At 62.4% G+C, this 18,959-nt stretch carries 13 protein-coding genes; 8 read left to right on the top strand and 5 right to left on the bottom strand.

Translation table 11 applies throughout. The features are described 5' to 3' along the window. The first annotated feature begins 106 nt into the window (after positions 1 to 106). The gene (locus PVA39_RS14100) at positions 107 to 1,903 is read left to right on the top strand and encodes a sensor domain-containing phosphodiesterase (protein WP_274124576.1); all 1,797 of its coding nucleotides are present in this window, start codon (positions 107 to 109) and stop codon (positions 1,901 to 1,903) included. Between the two features lie 81 nt (positions 1,904 to 1,984). After that, the gene (locus PVA39_RS14095; protein ID WP_274124575.1) at positions 1,985 to 2,620 is read left to right on the top strand and encodes a LysE family translocator; all 636 of its coding nucleotides are present in this window, start codon (positions 1,985 to 1,987) and stop codon (positions 2,618 to 2,620) included. A gap of 69 nt (positions 2,621 to 2,689) precedes the next feature. Here PVA39_RS14095 and PVA39_RS14090 read toward each other — a convergent pair whose 3' ends face one another. Both PVA39_RS14090 and PVA39_RS14085 read right to left on the bottom strand, forming a co-directional pair. Continuing rightward, positions 2,690 to 4,156 (bottom strand): alanine/glycine:cation symporter family protein, encoded by a 1,467-nt coding sequence (locus PVA39_RS14090; protein WP_274124574.1) that lies wholly within the window; start codon positions 4,154 to 4,156, stop codon positions 2,690 to 2,692. A 268-nt stretch (positions 4,157 to 4,424) separates the two neighbouring features. After that, positions 4,425 to 5,486 carry an SDR family oxidoreductase gene (locus tag PVA39_RS14085; protein WP_274124573.1) on the bottom strand — a complete coding sequence of 354 codons (1,062 nt, stop codon included), beginning with the start codon at positions 5,484 to 5,486 and terminating at the stop codon, positions 4,425 to 4,427. Between the two features lie 87 nt (positions 5,487 to 5,573). On the opposite strand from PVA39_RS14085, the gene PVA39_RS14080 reads away from it, so the two are divergent. Next, positions 5,574 to 5,954, top strand: a complete 381-nt coding sequence (locus tag PVA39_RS14080; RefSeq protein WP_274124572.1) for a winged helix-turn-helix transcriptional regulator — start codon at positions 5,574 to 5,576, stop codon at positions 5,952 to 5,954. Positions 5,955 to 6,165: 211 nt separating this feature from the next. On the opposite strand, the gene PVA39_RS14075 is transcribed toward PVA39_RS14080, so the two are convergent. Continuing rightward, positions 6,166 to 9,357: a hypothetical protein gene (locus PVA39_RS14075; protein WP_274124571.1), complete on the bottom strand. Its 3,192-nt coding sequence runs from the start codon at positions 9,355 to 9,357 to the stop codon at positions 6,166 to 6,168. Between the two features lie 317 nt (positions 9,358 to 9,674). Between PVA39_RS14075 and PVA39_RS14070 the strand changes: the two genes are divergently transcribed. Further along, positions 9,675 to 10,571, top strand: a complete 897-nt coding sequence (locus tag PVA39_RS14070; RefSeq protein WP_274124570.1) for a hypothetical protein — start codon at positions 9,675 to 9,677, stop codon at positions 10,569 to 10,571. A gap of 30 nt (positions 10,572 to 10,601) precedes the next feature. On the opposite strand, the gene PVA39_RS14065 is transcribed toward PVA39_RS14070, so the two are convergent. Further along, positions 10,602 to 12,047, bottom strand: a complete 1,446-nt coding sequence (locus tag PVA39_RS14065; RefSeq protein ID WP_274124569.1) for a SulP family inorganic anion transporter — start codon at positions 12,045 to 12,047, stop codon at positions 10,602 to 10,604. 354 nt (positions 12,048 to 12,401) lie between these two features. On the opposite strand from PVA39_RS14065, the gene fabV reads away from it, so the two are divergent. Further along, on the top strand, positions 12,402 to 13,610 hold the full coding sequence (gene fabV / locus PVA39_RS14060) for an enoyl-ACP reductase FabV (RefSeq protein WP_274124568.1): 1,209 nt from the start codon (positions 12,402 to 12,404) through the stop codon (positions 13,608 to 13,610). A gap of 69 nt (positions 13,611 to 13,679) precedes the next feature. Here the strand turns inward: fabV and PVA39_RS14055 are convergent, their stop codons facing one another. After that, positions 13,680 to 14,786, bottom strand: a complete 1,107-nt coding sequence (locus PVA39_RS14055; RefSeq protein ID WP_274124567.1) for a Gfo/Idh/MocA family protein — start codon at positions 14,784 to 14,786, stop codon at positions 13,680 to 13,682. Positions 14,787 to 14,991: 205 nt separating this feature from the next. Here PVA39_RS14055 and PVA39_RS14050 point away from each other — a divergent pair, with 205 nt between their 5' ends. From PVA39_RS14050 to PVA39_RS14040, 3 genes are all read left to right on the top strand, one after another. Next, positions 14,992 to 15,369, top strand: a complete 378-nt coding sequence (locus tag PVA39_RS14050; RefSeq protein ID WP_274124566.1) for a DUF1090 domain-containing protein — start codon at positions 14,992 to 14,994, stop codon at positions 15,367 to 15,369. A gap of 630 nt (positions 15,370 to 15,999) precedes the next feature. Beyond that, positions 16,000 to 16,947, top strand: coding sequence for a helix-turn-helix domain-containing protein (locus tag PVA39_RS14045; RefSeq protein ID WP_274124565.1), 948 nt, complete (start codon positions 16,000 to 16,002; stop codon positions 16,945 to 16,947). A gap of 304 nt (positions 16,948 to 17,251) precedes the next feature. Next, positions 17,252 to 18,454 (top strand): MFS transporter, encoded by a 1,203-nt coding sequence (locus PVA39_RS14040; protein WP_337993288.1) that lies wholly within the window; start codon positions 17,252 to 17,254, stop codon positions 18,452 to 18,454. The last annotated feature ends 505 nt before the right edge of the window (positions 18,455 to 18,959 follow it).

Below are 18,959 nucleotides of genomic sequence, written 5' to 3'. Positions count from 1 at the left end.
GGCAACTCCGTATTAGGCGTGATGTCATTTGGTTATCATCGGGTGAACGGTCTACGAAAAGGACTCCGGCACCCGTCTTTTGCGTGCAACAACCGAGAGAGCAAAGATGCGGGCGCCATATCCCCCCCTGCCGTTGAACGAGCTGAGCCGCCAGCGGCTGATAGACGCGCACCCGTGTTTCGTCGAGAGCAACACTGATGCGTTTCTCGACGAAGTGGTGAAGATCGCCGCCCTGTACTTCAACACGCCCATCTGCCTGATCACCATTGTCGAGCGCAATCGCCAGTGGTTCCGTGCACGCTTCGGCGTCGACCGCCCGGAAACCCCGCGCGCTGATTCCTTCTGCGCTTACAGCGTGGCCACCGGCGAAAGCGTCGAGGTGTGCGATGCGCTGCAGGACGATCGCTTTCGTTACAACAACCTGGTCACCGGTGAGCCCGGCATCCGCTACTACGCCGGTGTGCCGCTGGTACTTGAGGGCGGTCTGGTGCTCGGCAACCTGTGTGTAATCGATACCCAGCCACGCTCGCCGATGTCCGCCGCCGATATGGCGATGCTGCAGCAGATTGCCCGCCTGGCTATCGCCCGGCTCGACGAAATGCGTACTGCTGCCTTTGTTGATGGCACTACCGGGTTGTTCAATCATGCCAAGCTGGACGAAGACATCAGTGATGCCCTTGAGCGCGGCGAAACTGCGCTGGCCTTGGCGATCGAGCTGGTGTCGCCAGCGCAGCGCAACGACATGCTCAAGTCTTTGGGTTTTCAATTCCTGACCGATTTCACCCTCTCGGTGAAGAACACTCTGCGAAGTCTGCTTCCGGCCAGTTGGGAGCTCTACAAGATCAGCACGCTGCGTTTCGCCTGCGTGGTGCCAGGCGATCAGATAGAGCAGGCCCCCGCCGTGTTCGCTACCCTGGCCGAGGCGTTCAGCAAGCCGATTCATTGTCAGGAATTGCCGGTGCTGCCACAGATCGGCATCGGTGTGCTGCGCCTGGAGCCGGATCAAGTCCCCAGCGACTGGTTGCGCCTGATCGTTTGCGCAGCCGATGAGGCGCGCAAGGCGGGAAAGGGCTGGGCCTATTACGACGAGCAGATGGACGCCGCGCAGCAGCGCAGTACCCGCTTGCTCAACGACCTGGCCGATGCGGTACGCGCCCATGACCAACTGCGTCTGGTGTTCCAGCCGCGCGTCGATCTGCACAGCGGCGAGTGCCTCTCCGTCGAGGCACTGCTGCGCTGGACGCACCCAACCTTGGGCGAAGTCAGCCCAGCCGAATTCATTCCGCTGGCCGAGAAAACCCCGCTGATTCACGCGGTGAGCTTCTGGGTGATCAACCAGGCGATCAGCCAGATCAACGCCTGGCGTCGCGAGGGCGTCGATCTCAAGGTGGCGATCAATGTGTCTGCCGAAGACCTGAACAATGATCACCTTACCGACGAGATCGTCCGCCTGCTGGCGCGCAATGAGCTAGACGGCTCCTGCTTGGAAGTGGAGTTCACCGAAAGCGCGCTGATCGGCGATTTCTCGGTGGTGATCACCCAGATAGAACGGCTCAAGGCCATAGGCGTGGAAATCGCCATCGACGATTTCGGCAGCGGTTACAGCAATTGGTCTTACCTGCGCGACATTCCAGCCAACATCGTCAAGCTCGACCGCTCGTTCATGGATGACCTGCAGCCAGGTGGAAAGGATTGGAACATCGTGCGCGCGTTGATCAGCCTGGCCAGGGAATTAGGCCAGCGCGTGGTCGCCGAAGGCATCGAGACCGAAGACACCCTCAAGGTGATCCGCGACTGGGGCTGCCAGGAGGCTCAGGGCTTCTACATCTCGCGGCCGCTGGAGGCAGGCAATTTGCTCACCTGGCTGGAGCAGCAGGCTGGGAGCAGCTTGGGGCTGGCGTAACCCGCCGGCTGAAAATCCGTGCTACCTGACATATCTGGCTACTGTTAGGATCAGGCCCGTTCGCCCTCACGAGCCACCGCCATGGCCTTGTATCTCTGGTTCACCTTTTTCCTGGCTTACCTGGCCGCCACGCTGTCGCCTGGGCCGAATGTGCTGCTGGTGGTGCGCAATGCCTTGCGCCACGGCCCAAACGCCATGGGCGCCACATTGCTCGGCAACCTCACGGCGCAACTGCTGGTTACCTCCGGCGTTGCATTGGGCGTAGGCGCGCTGCTGATCGCCATGCCCACGGCCTTTCTTGCCTTGAAGATCATCGGCGCCGGCTACCTGATCTATCTCGGGCTTCGCCAGCTGTTCGCCCGTCAGGCAGCCGCCGGGAAAGCTTCAGTAGAGCCATCCGCTGCCGTTGTGGTAGCCGGTTGGCGTATTGCCGGCGAGGCGTTTTTGGTGTCGGCTAGCAACCCCAAGACGATGATCTTTCTGTGCGCCTTCCTGCCGCAGTTTCTGCAGGCCGAGCGCTCGCTAGTGCTGCAGTTCACGGTCATGTACGTGACCATCGCTGCCATCGTGGTGGTGGTGCACTCGCTTTACTGCTTCGCCGCCTTTCGCTTCAGCAAGCGCCTCAGCGCGCAGCGCTGGGTAGCGACAATCAAGCGTCTGACTGGCGCACTGTTCATCGGCCTGGGTGTGCGCCTGCTTAGCGTGCGGGCCACCTAGCGGTAAGCGGTTCAGAAAACAGAACGCCGACCTGTGCTGGTCGGCGTTCGTTGGTGCCGCCGTACGTCGTCAGTTCGCAGGCGCCTTGCTGGCTGATTCGCTATAGGTCTCTGCGCAGGTGACATGGTCGCTGCCGTCCCAGCACTCGACGTTCTTCAGGTCTGGCATGTCATCGCGGTGGAACACCGGCTCCACACCGCGCTGGCGCTGCTCGCGGTAATGCTTGAGCAGCCGCGCGACGGTGCCGGCCAGCGGCACGATGGCGATCAGGTTGGTCAGGGCCAGCAGCGGCATGAACACGTCCGCCATGGACCACACCACGGACATCTGCACCACCGAGCCGATCATCACGAAGGCCATCACTGCCAAGCGGAACAGGTTGAGCAACAGCTTGCTGCCGAACATGTACTGGATGTTGGATTCTCCGTAGTAGTAATTGCCGATCACCGAGGTGAAGGCGAACAGCAGAATGGCGAGGGTCAGGAAGTGCAGCGCCCAGTTGCCTAACTGCTCGGCCAGCGCCCATTGAGTCAGGCTGGCGCCCATGGTGGCGTCACCGTAAGCGTGGCTGGGGTCGGCCAGCAGCACGATGATCGCGGTCATGGTGCAGATCACCATGGTGTCGAAATACACGCCCAGGGTTTGCACCAGGCCCTGCTTGACCGGGTGCGACACCGAGGCCGTTGCGCTGGCGTTGGGCACCGAGCCCATGCCTGCTTCGTTGGAGAACAGGCCGCGGCGCATGCCCATCATGATCGCCGCACCGACGCCGCCGCTGGCGATTTCGCGCAGGCCGAAGGCATGGGCGAAGATCTCGCCGATCATCGCCGGCACCTGGCCGATATTCAGCACGATCACCAGGGCGCCGAGCGACAGATACATCACCGCCATCACCGGCACCACGGTCACCGAGACCTTGGAGATGATCTGCACGCCGCCGAAGATGATCGCACCGGTCATCAGGGTCAGCACGCCGCCCAGTATCCAGTTCAGGTTCTGGTTGCCGTCTTCGCCACCGAACGAGGTCTGCATCACGTCGATGATCGAATTGGCCTGCACCGAGTTGAACACCAGGCCGTAGGTTATGCTGATCATCACCGCGAAGGTGATCGCCAGCCAGCGCCAGCCCAGGGCACGCTGAATGTAATAGGCCGGCCCGCCGTGGTAGCGGTAGTGTTTGTCGGACTTGTACAACTGGCCCAGAGTCGACTCCACGAAGGCGGTGGCGCCGCCGAGCAGGGCCACGACCCACATCCAGAACACCGCACCGGGTCCGCCCAGGGCAATGGCCGTGGCCACGCCGGCGATATTGCCGGTGCCAACGCGCGAGGCGGCGGAAATGGTGAAGGCCTTGAAAGAGGAAATGGCTTTCTGGTCACCGTGATTGCGCTCGGTGATCACCCGGAACATCTCCGGGATCATGCGCACCTGTACGCCGCGGCAGACCCAGGTCAGGTAAGCCCCGCTGAGCAGCAGCATGGGGATGGCAAGGTAGGTCCAGAGCAGGCCGGAGAAGGCGTCAAGCAATGCAGACACGGGCGTCTTCCTGTGGTCGTCTTTTTCGAAGGGGCGCGAGGATAGGGCAAAGCGCCCAAATTCCCAAACCCGATTGCGCTGCCAACCGGCCACGACAGCCCGATTCCCTTTCCCTGCAGCGGTTCTGCTTAGGGCGAAAAAGGGCGGGTTGGTTCAGGTTAACGAAGCGCTGGGGTGGCTTTTACAAGCGTCGAATGACAGGTCGATGCGCCGCGAAGCGTCTGGAAAGGGAGCCCGAGTGAGCTCCCTTATTGTAATGACGTTCTGGTCAGGGAATCAGCTTGGCCGCACGCAGCTGTTCGAATACCGCAAAGAACGCATCGTCGGTGGCCTGGTAATCGACAAACCCCAGCTTGCGGCTTTTCGACATGTCGGTGACCACCTCGATAGGGCGACCCAGATCGGCATCGGTGTGCCACGGGGAGATCAGGCGGGTGATGTCGGCTTCGGCCAGGTCGTGCTTGGCGACCAGTTCCAGCCAGGTTGCGGCGTCACCGGCCATCTGCTCTTCCAGCGGTGCAGGCTCGCCATCGAAGGGCGCAGCTTCGATACCGAACCACTCGGCGATGCGTTGCCACATCCACTTCCAGCGAAATACGTCACCGTTGACGATGTTGAATGCCTGGTTGGCCGCCGCCGGAGTGGTCGAGGCCCAGTGCAGTTGTTTGGCCAATTGGCGGGCATCGGTCATGTCGGTCAGGCTGTTCCACTGCACGGCTGAGCCAGGGAAGCGGAACGGGCGACCGGTTTCCCGGCAGATTGAGGCGTAGACGGCGAGGGTGGTCGCCATGTTCATGGCATTGCCGACCGCCACGCCGGTGACGGTGTGCGGGCGGTGTACGCTCCAGGTGAAGCCGTCACGCTTGGCGGCGGCGAACACTTCGTCTTCCTGGGCGTAATAGAAGTTCTCCACGTCCAGGCGGCCCTGTTCTTCGCGAAATGGCGTTTGCGGCAGCACGCCTTTGCCATAGGCTTCGAATGGGCCGAGGTAGTGTTTGAGTCCGGTGACCAGAGCCACGTGCTTGACGCTGCCCGCCGGGCGCAGGGCGTCGAGCAGGTTGCGGACCATCACCGCGTTGACGCGGATGTTTTCCGCCTCGGTGGCCTGCCGCGCCCAGGTGGTCAGGAACACATGGGTCGGCTTCAGGCTTTCGAGGGCGCTGGCCAGCGAGGCGGGGTCGAGCAGGTCGGCCGCCAGTGGCGTGACGTTCTCGGCCGTGCCCGGCTTGCGAGCCAGGCCGGTGACCTGCCAGCCCTGTTCAGCCAACAGGCGCGATGTGGCGCTGCCAACGATGCCGCTGGCGCCGACGACCAGTGCGTGATGTGCCATGAATCTATTCCTCCACAAGAACGAGTATTGGCACCATAGCGACGCTAGAGACTCAAACCAAGACGGCACCAAAAGGTAACCACCCCGATGCAACCCGGCACTCCCGATGAACAATGGCGCGAAGACTGCGCGCCGCGACGCGTACTCGAACTGTTCGCCACCAAGTGGACGAGCATGATTCTGCACACCCTGCATGCCCGCCACGGCGGCACTGCCCGTACCGGCGTGCTGCAGCGTAGCCTGCCCGGTATCTCAAAGAAGATGCTGGTGCAGACTTTGCGCGAGCTGGAGGCCAGCGGCTTGATCGACCGCCAGGTGCACGACAGCGTACCGCCCACGGTCGACTACTCGCTGACCGAACTCGGCCAGCGTTTGATCGAGCCCATCGAGATGATCTACGGCTGGGCCCGCGACAATGCTCCGGCGCTCGATGCGCTGCAGCCGCGGCAGACGTCGCGCAGGCGCTGAGCGTCAATACCCGGCTCGTCTGCAGAAGCCAGGGTTTCGGGACGATCCTGCCGATCTCACGATGCCAAATGTGTTGGCCACGCTTCGCGTTGACTGCGCGTCCGGTCTGCCCTATATGCCTTTCCGGCGAGTAGTGCCCACTAACCAGGCGTTCCCATGAAGGACGTGGGAGCGCCTGGGGCTTTGCCGCTTATCCCATCCCGACCTTGCTTCACGAGGCCACAGTTGACCCTCGATCCATGACGGTATCCAGGTTATCTCCGTCGCCCTTGTAGTCCTCGTGCTGGCCGTCCCAGTAGGTGTGGCCCCTGTCGACGAAGTAATCCCACTCGTCGCTGCGGTACTCGAAGATGCTTTCGTCGTCCGGCGCGTCGCGCTGGCCGTAGCTGTGCATGTATTCGTCGAGGAATTCGAAGCGCTGCAGGCCGTCGTCGGTGAGCAGGTCGTCGCCTTCCAGATCCGTGAACAGGTCCTTGAGGCTGTCGCGGTAGTCATCGAGTTTGTTGTTGTACTTGATGTCCTCGATGATGGTGAAGGGCAGGGTAGCGATGGTCAGCGCGGCGGATATCCAGAACAGCGGGCCGACTGCGGCGCGGGCAAAGCTGAGCTTGGCCAGGGCGCCGGCCGAGGCTGCACCACCGCCTACGCCAAAGGCCCCGGCGGCCACCGTGATGGCGCCCTGGGCGATCATTGCCTTGTCGCCGCTGTCCGCGCCTTTCTTGATCATCAAGCCGCCAAGCACGGTATCGGCCACGCCGACGAAAGTATTGGCACCGGCGTCGAGTACGCGCAGGAAGGCACCGGCGCCGCGGCTGAAGGCGTTGGCGTCGGCCAGTACCGGCGTGCCGCTGAAGCCTTCCTTCATGCCCTTGATGACGGCCTTGTAATCGTCCTTGGAGAGGTTGAGCTTGTCCGCCATTTTCGCGTCGTCAGCCAGGGGCACGCTGGCGAGCAGTTCGTCGAGGTTGGTCTGGAAGCGTGCACCGATCTCGGAGGTGAACGGGCGGTTCTCCGGCAGGTCCTTGCCGAAGATTTCCGGTAGCGATTTGTCCAGCCCGAGCATGGCATTGACGTGGCTGCCATTGATCTTGTCGATGATGTTGGTGCCCAGGTTGACGAAGTGCTGGCTGGCGCCGAAGAACGCCACCATGTCCTTGGCGATGGCCAGCCGCTCTTCGGGGGTACCGCCGAGCTTGCCGCCGGCCATCTGGTAGATGCCAGAGGCCAGGGATATCAGGCCGCCGGCAGAGCCCAGGGCGCCGTTGCTGTTGAGTACGCTGATGGCCGAGAGCATGCCGCCGCCGGTCTTCTCGTTGAGCGCCTGGTAAACGTCCTTTTTCATCAGGTCGTCGATATCGCCCTGGGTGATTTCGCCGTTCTTAATGAAACGGTCGCCCAGCTCCTGCAATGCCTTGCCGAAATCCTTGGCGGTCTGCTTGTCGCCGAGGAATTCGTTGATGAACTTGTCGAGGCTTTCGGCGGTACGCCGTGGCAAGTCGACACCGGTTTTTTTCAGGGCAGTGAGTACGGTCTTGACCACGTCCTGGGTGGCCAGGGCCAGGTTGCCGTCGTTGATCAACTCGGGATTGGCCATGAGCTTGTCGAGGTCGACGATGGTGGCGTCGAGCTGCAGCTTCTGGGCGAACTCGGCGGCCTTCTCCGGGTTGGCGATGGCCAGTTGCGCATAGGTTTCGCGGATGTCGGCGGCGGCCAGGTCGTTTTTCTCGTCGGCCTGCAGGTCGCGGATGTGCTTGACGTAGTCCTCGCTGAAGGCCATGTCTTCGAGTTTCTTGGTGACCTCGTCCTTGTTGGGCAGGGCGTCGAGGGCGCTTTTCTGGGCTTCGAGGAAATCCTTTTGCACGGCTTCGCTGGAAAACAGCGTGGTCAGCTGCTCGTCGACCTTGCGACCGTCGATGATGGTTTCGAAGTCATCGCCTTTGGTGCCTGCGGTGCCCTGGCCCTTGCTGATGTCGAGGGTGACCATGTCGAGCCCGCCGTCGAGGGCGCCCTGGGCGCGCAGGGCGCGGAACATCTTGGCGCGGTCGTCGTCATCCTTGATCGCGCCGTCTTCGATGCCCTTTTTCCAGCCGTCGATGACCTTCTGCCAGGTCAGTTCGCTGACCGTGAGGGTGCGCTTGTTGTCCTTGGGGTCTTTTTCCCGGGTCTCCATATTGCCGATATCCAGCTCGCCGGTGCTCGGCAGCTTGCTGTCGCCGCGCGCGTCATCGACCATCTCGAGGTTGTTGCGTCGGCCCTGGTCTTCGGCGACCAGGCGCTCGTACATCTGTGGGCTCAGTTCGCGGGAGACGATGATCTTGCGGCTCTTGTCGCCATCGAAGATTTCGGCGCGCACGTAACCATCGCCCACTTCGCCTTCAGGGCCGATGGTAGCGCCGGCGATCTCCTCGCTGGTCAGGTAATCGTCCGGGTGCAGCATGGCGTAGCCTTCCTTCTCCTGCTCGTTGGCCTTGAGCATGATTTCGGCGTTCTTCTTGAGTTGGGCAAACAGTTCCGGGCTGACCGCCTCGGCGACCGCCACCTTGTCACCTTCCCAGGTTTCGTAGGTGATGAGGCCGTTGTCGCCCAGGTTGCCTTCCCAGCGGATGGCCTTGTAGTCGGGGTAGGGCGGGGCCTCGCCGTCGCGCTCGAGCAGGCCGTGGCCATCTGCCTGGGCGCGGTCCATGGCGCCGCGGGAGTCCGGGTTGCTGATGAGTTTTTCCATCTTGCTCAGGTAGTCGAACAGGCCCGGGTTGTCGTCCTTGTGCAGCACCACCTTGTCGTCGCCGTTGTGATAGCGGATCACCCCGGGGCCCATTTCATCGACCTTGCCAACGCCCAGGCCACTGTAGGGCGGCCAGGTCTCGTTGTCGCTGGCGCGGCGGTAGCCGTCCTCCTCGCTGGCCGCGATGCCATCGAGGGACTCCTTGAGGCCGCTGAGCTTGTCGAACAGGTCCGGGTTGTCGGCCCTGGCGAGCACCACGCCTTCACCGTCCCTGTTGCGGTAGCGGATCACCTCCGGGGAGAGGCTTTCGATGGTCTGGTAGTCGCGCACGCTGTCCGACGCCTTGTCGTCCTTGCCGGCGCGGCGGTCACCCTCGGCGGTGGCCTGGTTGAGCGCCTTGAGGGTCTCGAAATCCTTTTTCACCTGCTCGAACAGTGCCGGGGAGGTGGAGCGCAGCACGATGATCTTGTCGCCGCTGTGGGTCTCGTAGCGGATGGTGTCGTTGGCCACCTCATTGGCCGGGCCGATGTGCTTGTAGTCGCCGAGGGCCGGCGCCTTGGCGTCCGGCGCAGCAGGTTTGTAGTCCTGGCGCGGCTTGGTCTGGGCAAGGGCCAGGTTGGCATCGAAGGTTTTTTCGGAGGAGGACGGCGGCGTTTTCGACAGACGCGGGATGCTGCTCATGGTGGGCTCCATTCGACCAGAGGTATGAGGGTTGCCTGACAACCACGACTCCAGCATGGAGCCGCTACAAGCACGATGGCCGCGGTTGCGCCGCGGCAACCGGGACTGTGCGAGGCGCGGATGACAGATTGATTGCAATCGCGGCCGGGGAAAATGCGTGAACGAGGAAGCGCTGCAGCGATAGCCAGCGTGGCTGCGGCCAGCAGCGCGACTGGCGGGCGGATGAAGCTCGTCGTGTTTAACAGTTTTTCACAGCGCACCGGCTCGGCTTGTCGCTAGTGTTTCTTGCACAACAGGGCTTGAGCGGAGGAGCCAGCATGAGCGTCGAGAATGTCGGGCAATTGAACACGGTGCCGGGGCAGGGTGATCCGGGCCCTGAATTCGATGCCGCGCTGACTGGCGCCTGGCAGGGCGAGTGGACCCGCCGCGAACAGGCCCGCGATCAGGCAAAGGCCGCCGGCAACGAGGCCCTGGCGCAGCATTACCAGAACGAGCTGGATGTGCTGCAGTTGATGATGCCGGGGGTCATGCCGGGCGAGGCACCGCCGCCGCCGGCGCCCGCCAACCTGGGGCAATTGCCGCCGCAGCAGCAGGCGCTGGTCGACCATGACCCCGTGGTTGACCAACACTCGCCGCCCGTCACGCTCACCGACAACGTCGCCCACGAAGCCGCGATGCCCGAGGGCAACAGCCTGACCTTCGTCAACGAAGGCGATACGCCGCTGACCATCGAATTCACCGCCAATGCGGGGCAGGCCGGTATCCCGTCCATCACCCTGCAGCCCGGCGAAACGCTGGCGCAGGGTTTCCCCACGGGCTGGTCCGGCAACTTCCGCAGCACGGCCGGCGACGGTGCCCATGTGACGCTGGGCGAAGTGGCCTTCAACGGCGGGGTTGACGGCAATCAGACCTTCTATGACGTCAGTTATATCGAGGGCAACAACGCGCGCATGACCATCGAGCCAAGTGACGGTGGTGCCAAGTCCGGCACCCTGGACGATATCGTCAGCGACGCGCCGGATGCCATCAAGGCGCGGGATGAGCAGGGCAATGTCTACGGCCTGAAGAAGACCACCACCTCGGAGGTCTTCGATGACCCGGTGATCGACTACTACCGCGACGCCGTGGGCGAAGGAGAAGGTTACGTAGTGCCCAAGGATGACATCAGCACCCTGGGCACCGGCTCCAACAGCCTGACCGTGCGCGTGGCCTGAGCCTGCGCCGCAACGCAGCCCCCCTGGGCCTCAGGCCGGATGCATGCCCGAGCGCTTGAGCAGCTGCTTGCAACGCTCGGACAGGTGCACCACGCGCAGGTGCTTGCCGGCCTTGGTGTAGCGCTCGCGCAGGGTCATCAGGGCAGCGATGGCCGAGTAGTCGACGAAGCTCAGGTGGCGGCAGTCCACGGTGACGTGCTCGGGGTCGTTGGCGGTGTCGAACTGGTTGAGAAACTGCGTGGTCGAGGCGAAGAACAGCGTGCCGCGGGGCAGGTAGAGCTTGCTGCCATCGGCTTCGAGACGAGTTTCGGCATACAGTTCGCGGGCGTGCTGCCAGGCGAAATTCAGTGCGGCGATGACGATGCCGCACAGCACCGCCGTAGCCAGGTCGGTTAGCACGGTGATGATGGTCACTGCGACGATCACCAGCACGTCGTTCATCGGCACCTTGCCAAGCACCCGCAGCGAGGCCCAGGCGAAGGTCTGCTGGGCGACCACGAACATTACGCCGACCAAGGCGGCGAGCGGGATCAGCTCGATCAGCGGTGACAGGAACAGGATATAGAGCAGGATCATCACCCCGGCAACGATGCCGGACAGCCGGCCGCGACCGCCGGAGCTCAGGTTGATCATGGTCTGGCCGATCATCGCGCAGCCGCCCATGCCGCCGCACATGCCCGAGGCGATGTTGGCCGCGCCCAGGGCCACGCATTCGCGGTCCGGGTGGCCGCGGCTTTCGGTAATCTCGTCGGTGAGGTTGAGGGTTAGCAGGGTTTCCAGCAGGCCCACCATGGCCATCAGCACAGCGTAGGGCAGGATGATCTTCAGGGTTTCCAGTGTCCAAGGAATCTGCGGCAGCGCTGGTATCGGCAGGCCGCCGGCGATCTTGGCCATGTCGCCCAGGGTGTGCGTGGGTAGCTGCAGAAAGTAGGTTAGCAGGCCGACGCTGAGGATCGCCGCCAAGGCCGGCGGAATCGCCTTGGTCAGGCGCGGCAGGATATAGACGATGGACATGGTCAGCGCCACCAGGCCAATCATCAGGTAAAGGGCGTTGCCCTCGATCCAGCGGCCGTCGTGCTGGAAGTGTTCCAGCTGCGCCGTTGCGATGACAATGGCCAGGCCGTTGACGAAACCGAGCATCACCGGGTGCGGCACCATGCGTACCAGCTTACCCAGGCGCAGCAAACCAAAGGCCGTCATGATCAGGCCGCCGAGCAGTACGGTGGCCAGCAGGTACTCGACGCCGTGCTGCACCACCAGGGCGACGATGACCACGGCCATGGAGCCCGCCGCACCGGAGATCATGCCGGGGCGGCCTCCGAACAGCGCAGTGATCAGGCAGATGAAGAAGGCGCCGTACAGGCCCATCAGCGGGTTGACCTGAGCTACTAGGGCGAAGGCGATGCATTCGGGCACCAGCGCGAACGAAGACGTGAGACCGGCCAGGATGTCGGCGCGCAGACGGGCGATTTTCATGGGTTACCTGAATCGAACAAGACGGACACCCGGCAGATGCGGGGCGTGATAGGGCCTGTAAGGCCTTGGAATTGGAAGGCGTGCGATGGTAAGGAATCGCCATCGCGAAGGCCAGTGCCAGGGATCTGACCGGCATTGGCTTGTTGGGTTTCGCCACAGGCTATCCACGCTAGGCGAGTGCTCTGTGGTCTGAGCTCGGACTGAGGATGGCACGCCTGCGACAACACAGCTGGCCGGCAAAATGTGGCCTGGCTGGCTTTTGGAGCGACCAATAGGTCTAATTACCCTTTTTCTCGGGCGAGAAATCGGCAGTAAACTCTCGCCTGCCCAAAAAACGATGACGAGGTAAACACGTTGATTATTCACCCTAAAGTTCGTGGCTTCATCTGTACCACCACCCACCCGCTGGGTTGCGAGCGCAACGTGGCCGAGCAGATCGAGGCGACACGCAAACTGGGCGTGCGTAATGACGGTCCGAAAAAGGTGCTGGTAATCGGTGCTTCCAGCGGCTACGGCCTGGCGGCGCGCATCACTGCCGCCTTCGGCTTTGGCGCCGATACCCTGGGCGTGTTCTTCGAGAAGCCGGGCACCGAAACCAAGGCCGGCACCGCTGGCTGGTACAACTCGGCAGCATTCGACAAGTTCGCCAAGGCCCAGGGCCTGTACAGCAAGTCGATCAACGGCGACGCCTTCTCCGATGAAGCCCGCGCCAAGGTCATCGAACTGATCAAGAACGAGATGGGCGGCAAGGTCGACCTGATCGTCTATTCGCTGGCTTCGCCGGTGCGCAAGCTGCCGCAGAGCGGTGAAGTGGTGCGTTCGGCGCTCAAGCCCATCGGCCAGCCGTATAAGTCGACCGCCATCGACACCAACAAGGACGTGATCATCGAAGCGTCCATCGAGCCGGCCACCGAGCAGGAAATTGCCGACACCGTGACCGTCATGGGCGGCCAGGACTGGCAGCTGTGGATCGATGCCCTGACTGGCGCCGACGTGCTGGCCGAAGGCGCGCGTACCGTGGCGTTCAGCTACATCGGTACGGAAATCACCTGGCCGATCTACTGGCACGGTGCGCTGGGCAAGGCCAAGCAGGATCTGGACGAAACCGCCCTGCGCCTGGACAAGAAACTGGCCGCTGAAGTCAAAGGCGGCGCCAACGTTGCGGTGCTCAAGTCGGTGGTCACCCAGGCCAGCTCGGCCATCCCGGTGATGCCGCTGTACCTGTCGATGGTGTTCAAGATCATGCAGGAAAAGGGCGTTCATGAAGGCACCCAGGACCAGCTCGACCGCATGTTCCGTGACCGCCTGTACCGCGCCGACGGTGCCCCGGCTGCAGTCGACGAGAAAGCCCGCCTGCGCCTGGACGACTGGGAATTGCGCGACGACGTACAGGACGCCTGCAAAGCCATGTGGCCACAGGTGACCACCGAGAACCTGTTCGAAATGACCGACTATGCCGGTTACAAGAAGCAGTTCCTCAACCTGTTCGGCTTCGAGCGCAGCGACGTGGACTATGACGCCGATGTGGCCACCGACGTGCAGTTCGATGTGGTGCAGCTGTAATCGAGTCGTTTCGACGGCATGTAAAAAGGGACGCCTCGGCGTCCCTTTTTATTACCTGCTTGCTGCGTTTCAGCTCACCGGCTCGGTGGTGTTGACGTATTCCGGCACCTCGGCCAGCGGAAGGCGACGCGCCTGCTCGACACTGATGCCCGGGCGCTTGGGCAGCGGGTCGAGGCGCTGCGGCTGGCCGGTTTGCAGAGCACGCTCGATCGCCTCCAGTACACGCACGTCGCGCCAGCCTTCGTCGCCGTCAGGCTCCGGCTCGCGGTTCTGCAGGATGCAGTCGGAGAAGTACTGGGTTTCCCCGGCGAACTGGTCGACCACCGGATGCTCGTGCTCGGTGGTCTTGCCGCCGATGGTGGCGCGGTAGCTGATCGCCGAGTCTTCGCCGAAGCCGAAACAGGGGGAGGCCTCGAACTCGCCTTTGGTACCCAGTATCTGGAATCGCTCGGTGTAGGGCAGGCTGTAACTGACGGTGAATGTGGCCATGCGCTCTTCGGCAAAACGCATCGTCACTGCCACGGTATCCGGCGTATTGATTTCCCGGCCAGGGGTCTGCACGGCCACGGCGCGCACTTCCAGCGGCTCGTCATCGAACAGGTTGCGCACGGCGTTGATCGGATACGGGCCCATGTCGGTCACCGGGCCGGCCCAGTAGCCGCTCTGCATGCGGTGGTTGGCCGGGTCGACGGTCTGCGTGAAGGTCGCGCTGAACAGCCGTGGGTCGCCGATATCGCCGGCGCGAACGCGGTGAATCATCTCCACGGTGCCGGGCTCGAAGTGCAGGCGATAGGCGATCATCAGCTTGGCGCCCGAGCGCTCGGCTGCCGCGGTGATGGCCAGGCAGTCTTCCTGGCTGGTGTCCATGGGTTTTTCCAGCAGCACATGGATGCCGGCATCCAGCGCCGGCTCGGCGAATTCGCGGTGGCGGAAGTTCGGTGTGGCCAGGTAGATGGCGTCGATCTCGCCGGAGGCGAGCAGGGCGGAGAATTCTTCGTAGCGGTAGCTCTTGATGTTATAGAGCTTGGCCAGCTTGTCGGCCTTGATCGGATCGCCGGTGACCAGTGCGGTGATCACCGAGTTGTCGGTCTGGCCCACGCCGGGCATGAAAGCCCCCTGGGAAATCCAGCCACCACCGACCACTGCGTAACGAACCTTGCCTTGAACATCGGGCATTTCATCGACTCCTCTGCATCGCCGAACTGCATTGTTCGACTTCTTATTAGATCGGCAGGTGAGGCTAGACGAAGTTCCTGCAAAGTGCCTCCCGGTCGGCGTTTGCGCGCTGTTTGCGGAGGCCGTGAAATCATCGCGGCAATCCGTGGTCTGTATGCGCGGCACGCCATCCGGCGCAGCTGTCTGCCGTTAATGGAGCGCGTTGATGAAAGCCCTGATCCCAAGCCTGTTGTTGGTCGCCGCCTTGCCGGCCCTGGCCGAGCAATCGGCCAACCCCTTGTGCGATGCGAAGGCCGCAAACATCGAGAAGCAGCTGCAGGCGGCCTGGGCCGAAGGCCACGCGGAAAAGGCCAAGGGCCTCAGTGCAGCATTGGACGGCGTGCGTGAGAATTGCTCGGACAAGGAGCTGATGCGCGAGCTGGAGGCCAAGGTCAACAAGGCTCGCGACGAGATACGCGAGCGCGAGGCCGACCTGCGTGAGGCCGAACTGAGCGGCGACCCGCAAAAGATCGCCAAGCGCCAGGCCAAGCTCGATGAAGCGCTACAGGACCTCAAGGAAGCAGAGGCCGAGTTCGAACACTGACCTTTCGGGGCTGCGCCGGCGGCCCCACACGCCCGAACGACCGGATGCGCCGATAATCGCCCAAAAGCCGAGCCCAACCGTCGACATGACTAAAACGGGATAGCCGCCGCCCATGCCGGGGGCTAGCATCGACCTCACTTGATTGGCCCCATAATAATTATTCGCCGTCTGCGGCTACTGCCGCGCGGTTTATTTCTCGCAAAGACTGCCCTTACAACAGGTCTAGCAGAATGATCGTCTCTCCTTGTGTCGTGCATCCTCCCCAATACCGTGATCACGTGGTTCACGCTGCTGCGTCTGTCGACGAAGCCGTGTCGGTGCGTGTTCGACGACTGTTCGTTCCCCTGCTGGCCAACGCCTGCCTCGCCACCCTGGTGGCGGCCGGAATCATCCGGTTGGCGATCTTGCGACGTCGTTAAATCACGCCAAACGTGCGATGGCCAGCCTGGCTAGTCGGTACATGCCCGAAATCGGGCCTGGAGGGGCACTGTGTCCTACTTTCAGAATCATTACGCTGCATCGTCATGCCAAAAAGCGGTGCTCTCCACCGCTCGTCACAATGGTGGCATTCTGCCCAGTGGTAATGCGGGTGGCGCAGAGTTTGCTGCAAATGGTCGAGCGTCTGGAAAGATGGGTACGACCACCATGCTGGTGCAATGCAACTGCTTCGACGATGTAGATGTACATGCCAATTCGGTAATCGGTTGGCAGCAAACCTATGACCAGCTCGGTGCTGGTCACGCCCACACCACGCTCAAACACCTCACCGCAGAGCGGTTCCAGATTTTCCGTGAGACCTTCGACAAGCGCATCGTGCAAATCGGCGCGGCGCCGGCCGGGCGACTGTGTTTGGCGATGCCGGTATGCAGCAGCGAACCGAGTGTGTTTCAGGGCAAGCCGCTGACCGGCGAAAGTGTCACCGTTCTCCACGGCGGCCAGGAGTTTTTCGTTCAGTCACCAGGCGGCATCGATCTGCTGTGCGTCGCGGTGGACATCGCCAGCCTGGAAACCTTCGCCTCCCGGGAGTTCTCCAGCGCGGATCTGTGCAAGCTGTCGCGAATCACTCGGCTCGATCTGGAGCCGGCGATGATCCACCGCATGCGCAAGCACCTGGAGCGCTTGATCGACAACGCACTGGTTGGCGAGGCATTGTCCGAGGCTGAGCTGGAAGAGCAGGTGCTGGAGTTCATGCTGGTGCTGCTCGACAGTGCCTTGGAGTGGTCGGTAGGGCGCAGCGCCAACTCCACGGTGAGCACCTACCTGGTCAAGCAGAGCCAGGAACTGGCGCTGGCCAATCAGGACGAGCCGCCCTCGGTGCTTGATCTTTGCAAGCACCTGAACGTGAGCCGCAGCACCTTGCAACGTAGCTTCCTCAGCGTGACCGGTTTGCGGCCGGTGGAATACCTGCGGGCGCTGCGCCTCAATATCGCCCGTCGCCGCCTGCGCAGCACCGAAACGGAGCAACTGACCGTCGCCCGCGTTGCCAGCGATCTGGGCTTCAGCCACCTGGGGCATTTCTCCGGCGCCTACCGAACGCTGTTTGGTGAAACGCCGTCGCAAACGCCGCGTGCGCGTTGAGAGCGCAGGGTAATGAATGCACCAATCAAGTTTCGCAGCGATCAGGGGCTGCCAATTAATTAGCCGCCCCGTTTAATCGATAACAGTACTTGTCCATTAAGCGTTACTGGAAAATTTTTCCGGGTAGCTCTGCTGCGCGCGCAGATCGTAGGGCGCGACATGTCCGGTGAAGTTTCAAGTGCAAGTTTCAGTGAGCTGAAAAGTTGTTCCGCAGCATCCTTGCTGCGCTGTTAAACCGAAGCGCGCGCCGCTCCAACTGCAATACAGATGAAGTGTTAGAAGTCCAACCTATCAGGAATGTGTCATGAACAGCCCAAGAAAAAATCCAATCGATAATGTTCGTGTTTATATATGCGCCGGCTTGTTATCGGCCTGTGGCGCGCTGCTGCTCAATGTCATGCCTGTGCTGTTCGGCGCTATCGGCGAGACCCTGGGTTACGGCGAACAGCAACTCGGCACACTGGCTCTGGCCAGCAACCTCGCGTTCGCACTGGTTGGCGTAATCTCCCTGGCCTGGCTGGGTGTATTCAGCTGGCGCACGATTGCCGCCGTGGCGACTGTGATCGTCACCCTGGGCATTGTGGCCATTCTCAACAAGCCCTCGTATGGCGAGTTGCTGGTGATCATGGCCGTGGCAGGCGGCGCGACGGGTGCGCTCTACGCCTTGGCGATGGTGATCTTCGGCGGTAGCGACCGACCGGAGCGAGCCTTCGGCTTCAAGCTGGGCATGGAATCGATTCCCGGCGCGGCGCTGTTGATTCTGCTGCCGGTCGCGGTTGCGCCGCAGTGGGGCTTCGACGGTATTCTGATCGCCCTGGCAGCATCTGCCTTGTTGATGGGCCTGGCGCTTTTTGGTGTGCCGAGTCGCGCCGTGAAGCGTGAAGACCTGATCGCCGCCAGCATCCATGCCGATGCTGGCAAGCACCAGTTCATCGTGTGGATGAGCCTGGTCGCCAGCCTGGTGTTCATGACCGGCGTCATGGCCGTGTGGCCGTTCCTGGAACTGATCGGCAAGAAGACCGGCTTGTCCTCCAACGAGATCGGCACCGTGCTTTCGGTGGGCTTTCTGATCAACGCCATCGGTGGCTTCATTGCCTCCTCGCTTGGTCTCAAGCTTGGTCGCGTTATGCCGGTGGCGGCCATCGTCGCGGTGGTGCTGGTCGGCCTGGTGATCATCGGCCAGTTCACCTCGATGACCACCTTCACCGTCGGTACGTTGCTGTTCCTGCTTTCGATCAACTTCGTGCTGGCCTACACCTTCGGCCTGATGGCCGAGTTCGATACCTCCGGCAAGCTGGTGGCGCTGGGCACCGTATGCATCTCCCTGGGCGCCGCTTTCGGGCCGGCCATTGCCGGCAGCCTGATCGAGCGTTATGACTACTCGGCAGCACTGATCTTCTCCGGCGTCTGCGCGGTGCTGACCCTGGCGATTCATGGCGGGCTCTCCATTCGCGCTACGGCGCTGCAGCAGGGCGCCGCGCAAAGCCGCCTGGTGCCGATGCCTTGAAGGCAACTCAGTGTTAATCCTCGCGCCTGGTGATCCGCCCCATAGCAGGCTTTGATCGCCAACGCTCCGACAGAGAAGGCACGTAGCTCACGCTCGTGCCTTCTCTGCTTTTTGCAGTCGGAGTGCTGGCTATAAGGGCGCACTGTGTAAGGGCAGGCCGATCTTTCAGCCCAGGTTCGTCGATTCGGTAACTAAGCGGCGGGAGCAGCCGTTCGGCCGCTTTGCTTTTTTGGTGCTCCTCATGCCACAAAATTGGCAGGCGACACCAATCGCCCCTTCAAGAGGCCGAGCGGAATCGTTGTGGAGAGGGTTGAGCGGCATGGATGCCGCGAGAGCCGCGATGGGCCAGGGATGGCCCTTCGCGGCGTGCCCTCGGAGCGATGATGGAGCGAGGGAACCCCAGCGAAGCTGGGGCCGTATGTCGGGGCTAGACCTTTTGGTTTCTTTTGGGGCGATGCCAAAAGAAACCCGCTCGTCAGAGCGGAACCGGACGTATGAGCAACAC

It is taken from the genome of Pseudomonas sp. CNPSo 3701, from assembly GCF_028674975.1.
Lineage (GTDB): Bacteria > Pseudomonadota > Gammaproteobacteria > Pseudomonadales > Pseudomonadaceae > Aquipseudomonas > Aquipseudomonas straminea.
Note: the sequence above shows the minus strand (reverse complement) of the source record. Positions and strands in the feature narration are given on the sequence as shown.

Coding starts and splice junctions, on each gene's coding strand:
- PVA39_RS14050 (WP_274124566.1), top strand. CDS start 14,992: ATGAAAGCCCTGATCCCAAGCCTGTTGTTGGTCGCCGCCTTGCCGGCC.
- PVA39_RS14100 (WP_274124576.1), top strand. CDS start 107: ATGCGGGCGCCATATCCCCCCCTGCCGTTGAACGAGCTGAGCCGCCAG.
- PVA39_RS14040 (WP_337993288.1), top strand. CDS start 17,252: ATGAACAGCCCAAGAAAAAATCCAATCGATAATGTTCGTGTTTATATA.
- PVA39_RS14085 (WP_274124573.1), bottom strand. CDS start 5,486: ATGGCACATCACGCACTGGTCGTCGGCGCCAGCGGCATCGTTGGCAGC.
- PVA39_RS14075 (WP_274124571.1), bottom strand. CDS start 9,357: ATGAGCAGCATCCCGCGTCTGTCGAAAACGCCGCCGTCCTCCTCCGAA.
- PVA39_RS14095 (WP_274124575.1), top strand. CDS start 1,985: ATGGCCTTGTATCTCTGGTTCACCTTTTTCCTGGCTTACCTGGCCGCC.
- PVA39_RS14055 (WP_274124567.1), bottom strand. CDS start 14,786: ATGCCCGATGTTCAAGGCAAGGTTCGTTACGCAGTGGTCGGTGGTGGC.
- PVA39_RS14080 (WP_274124572.1), top strand. CDS start 5,574: ATGCAACCCGGCACTCCCGATGAACAATGGCGCGAAGACTGCGCGCCG.
- PVA39_RS14065 (WP_274124569.1), bottom strand. CDS start 12,047: ATGAAAATCGCCCGTCTGCGCGCCGACATCCTGGCCGGTCTCACGTCT.
- PVA39_RS14070 (WP_274124570.1), top strand. CDS start 9,675: ATGAGCGTCGAGAATGTCGGGCAATTGAACACGGTGCCGGGGCAGGGT.
- PVA39_RS14045 (WP_274124565.1), top strand. CDS start 16,000: ATGGGTACGACCACCATGCTGGTGCAATGCAACTGCTTCGACGATGTA.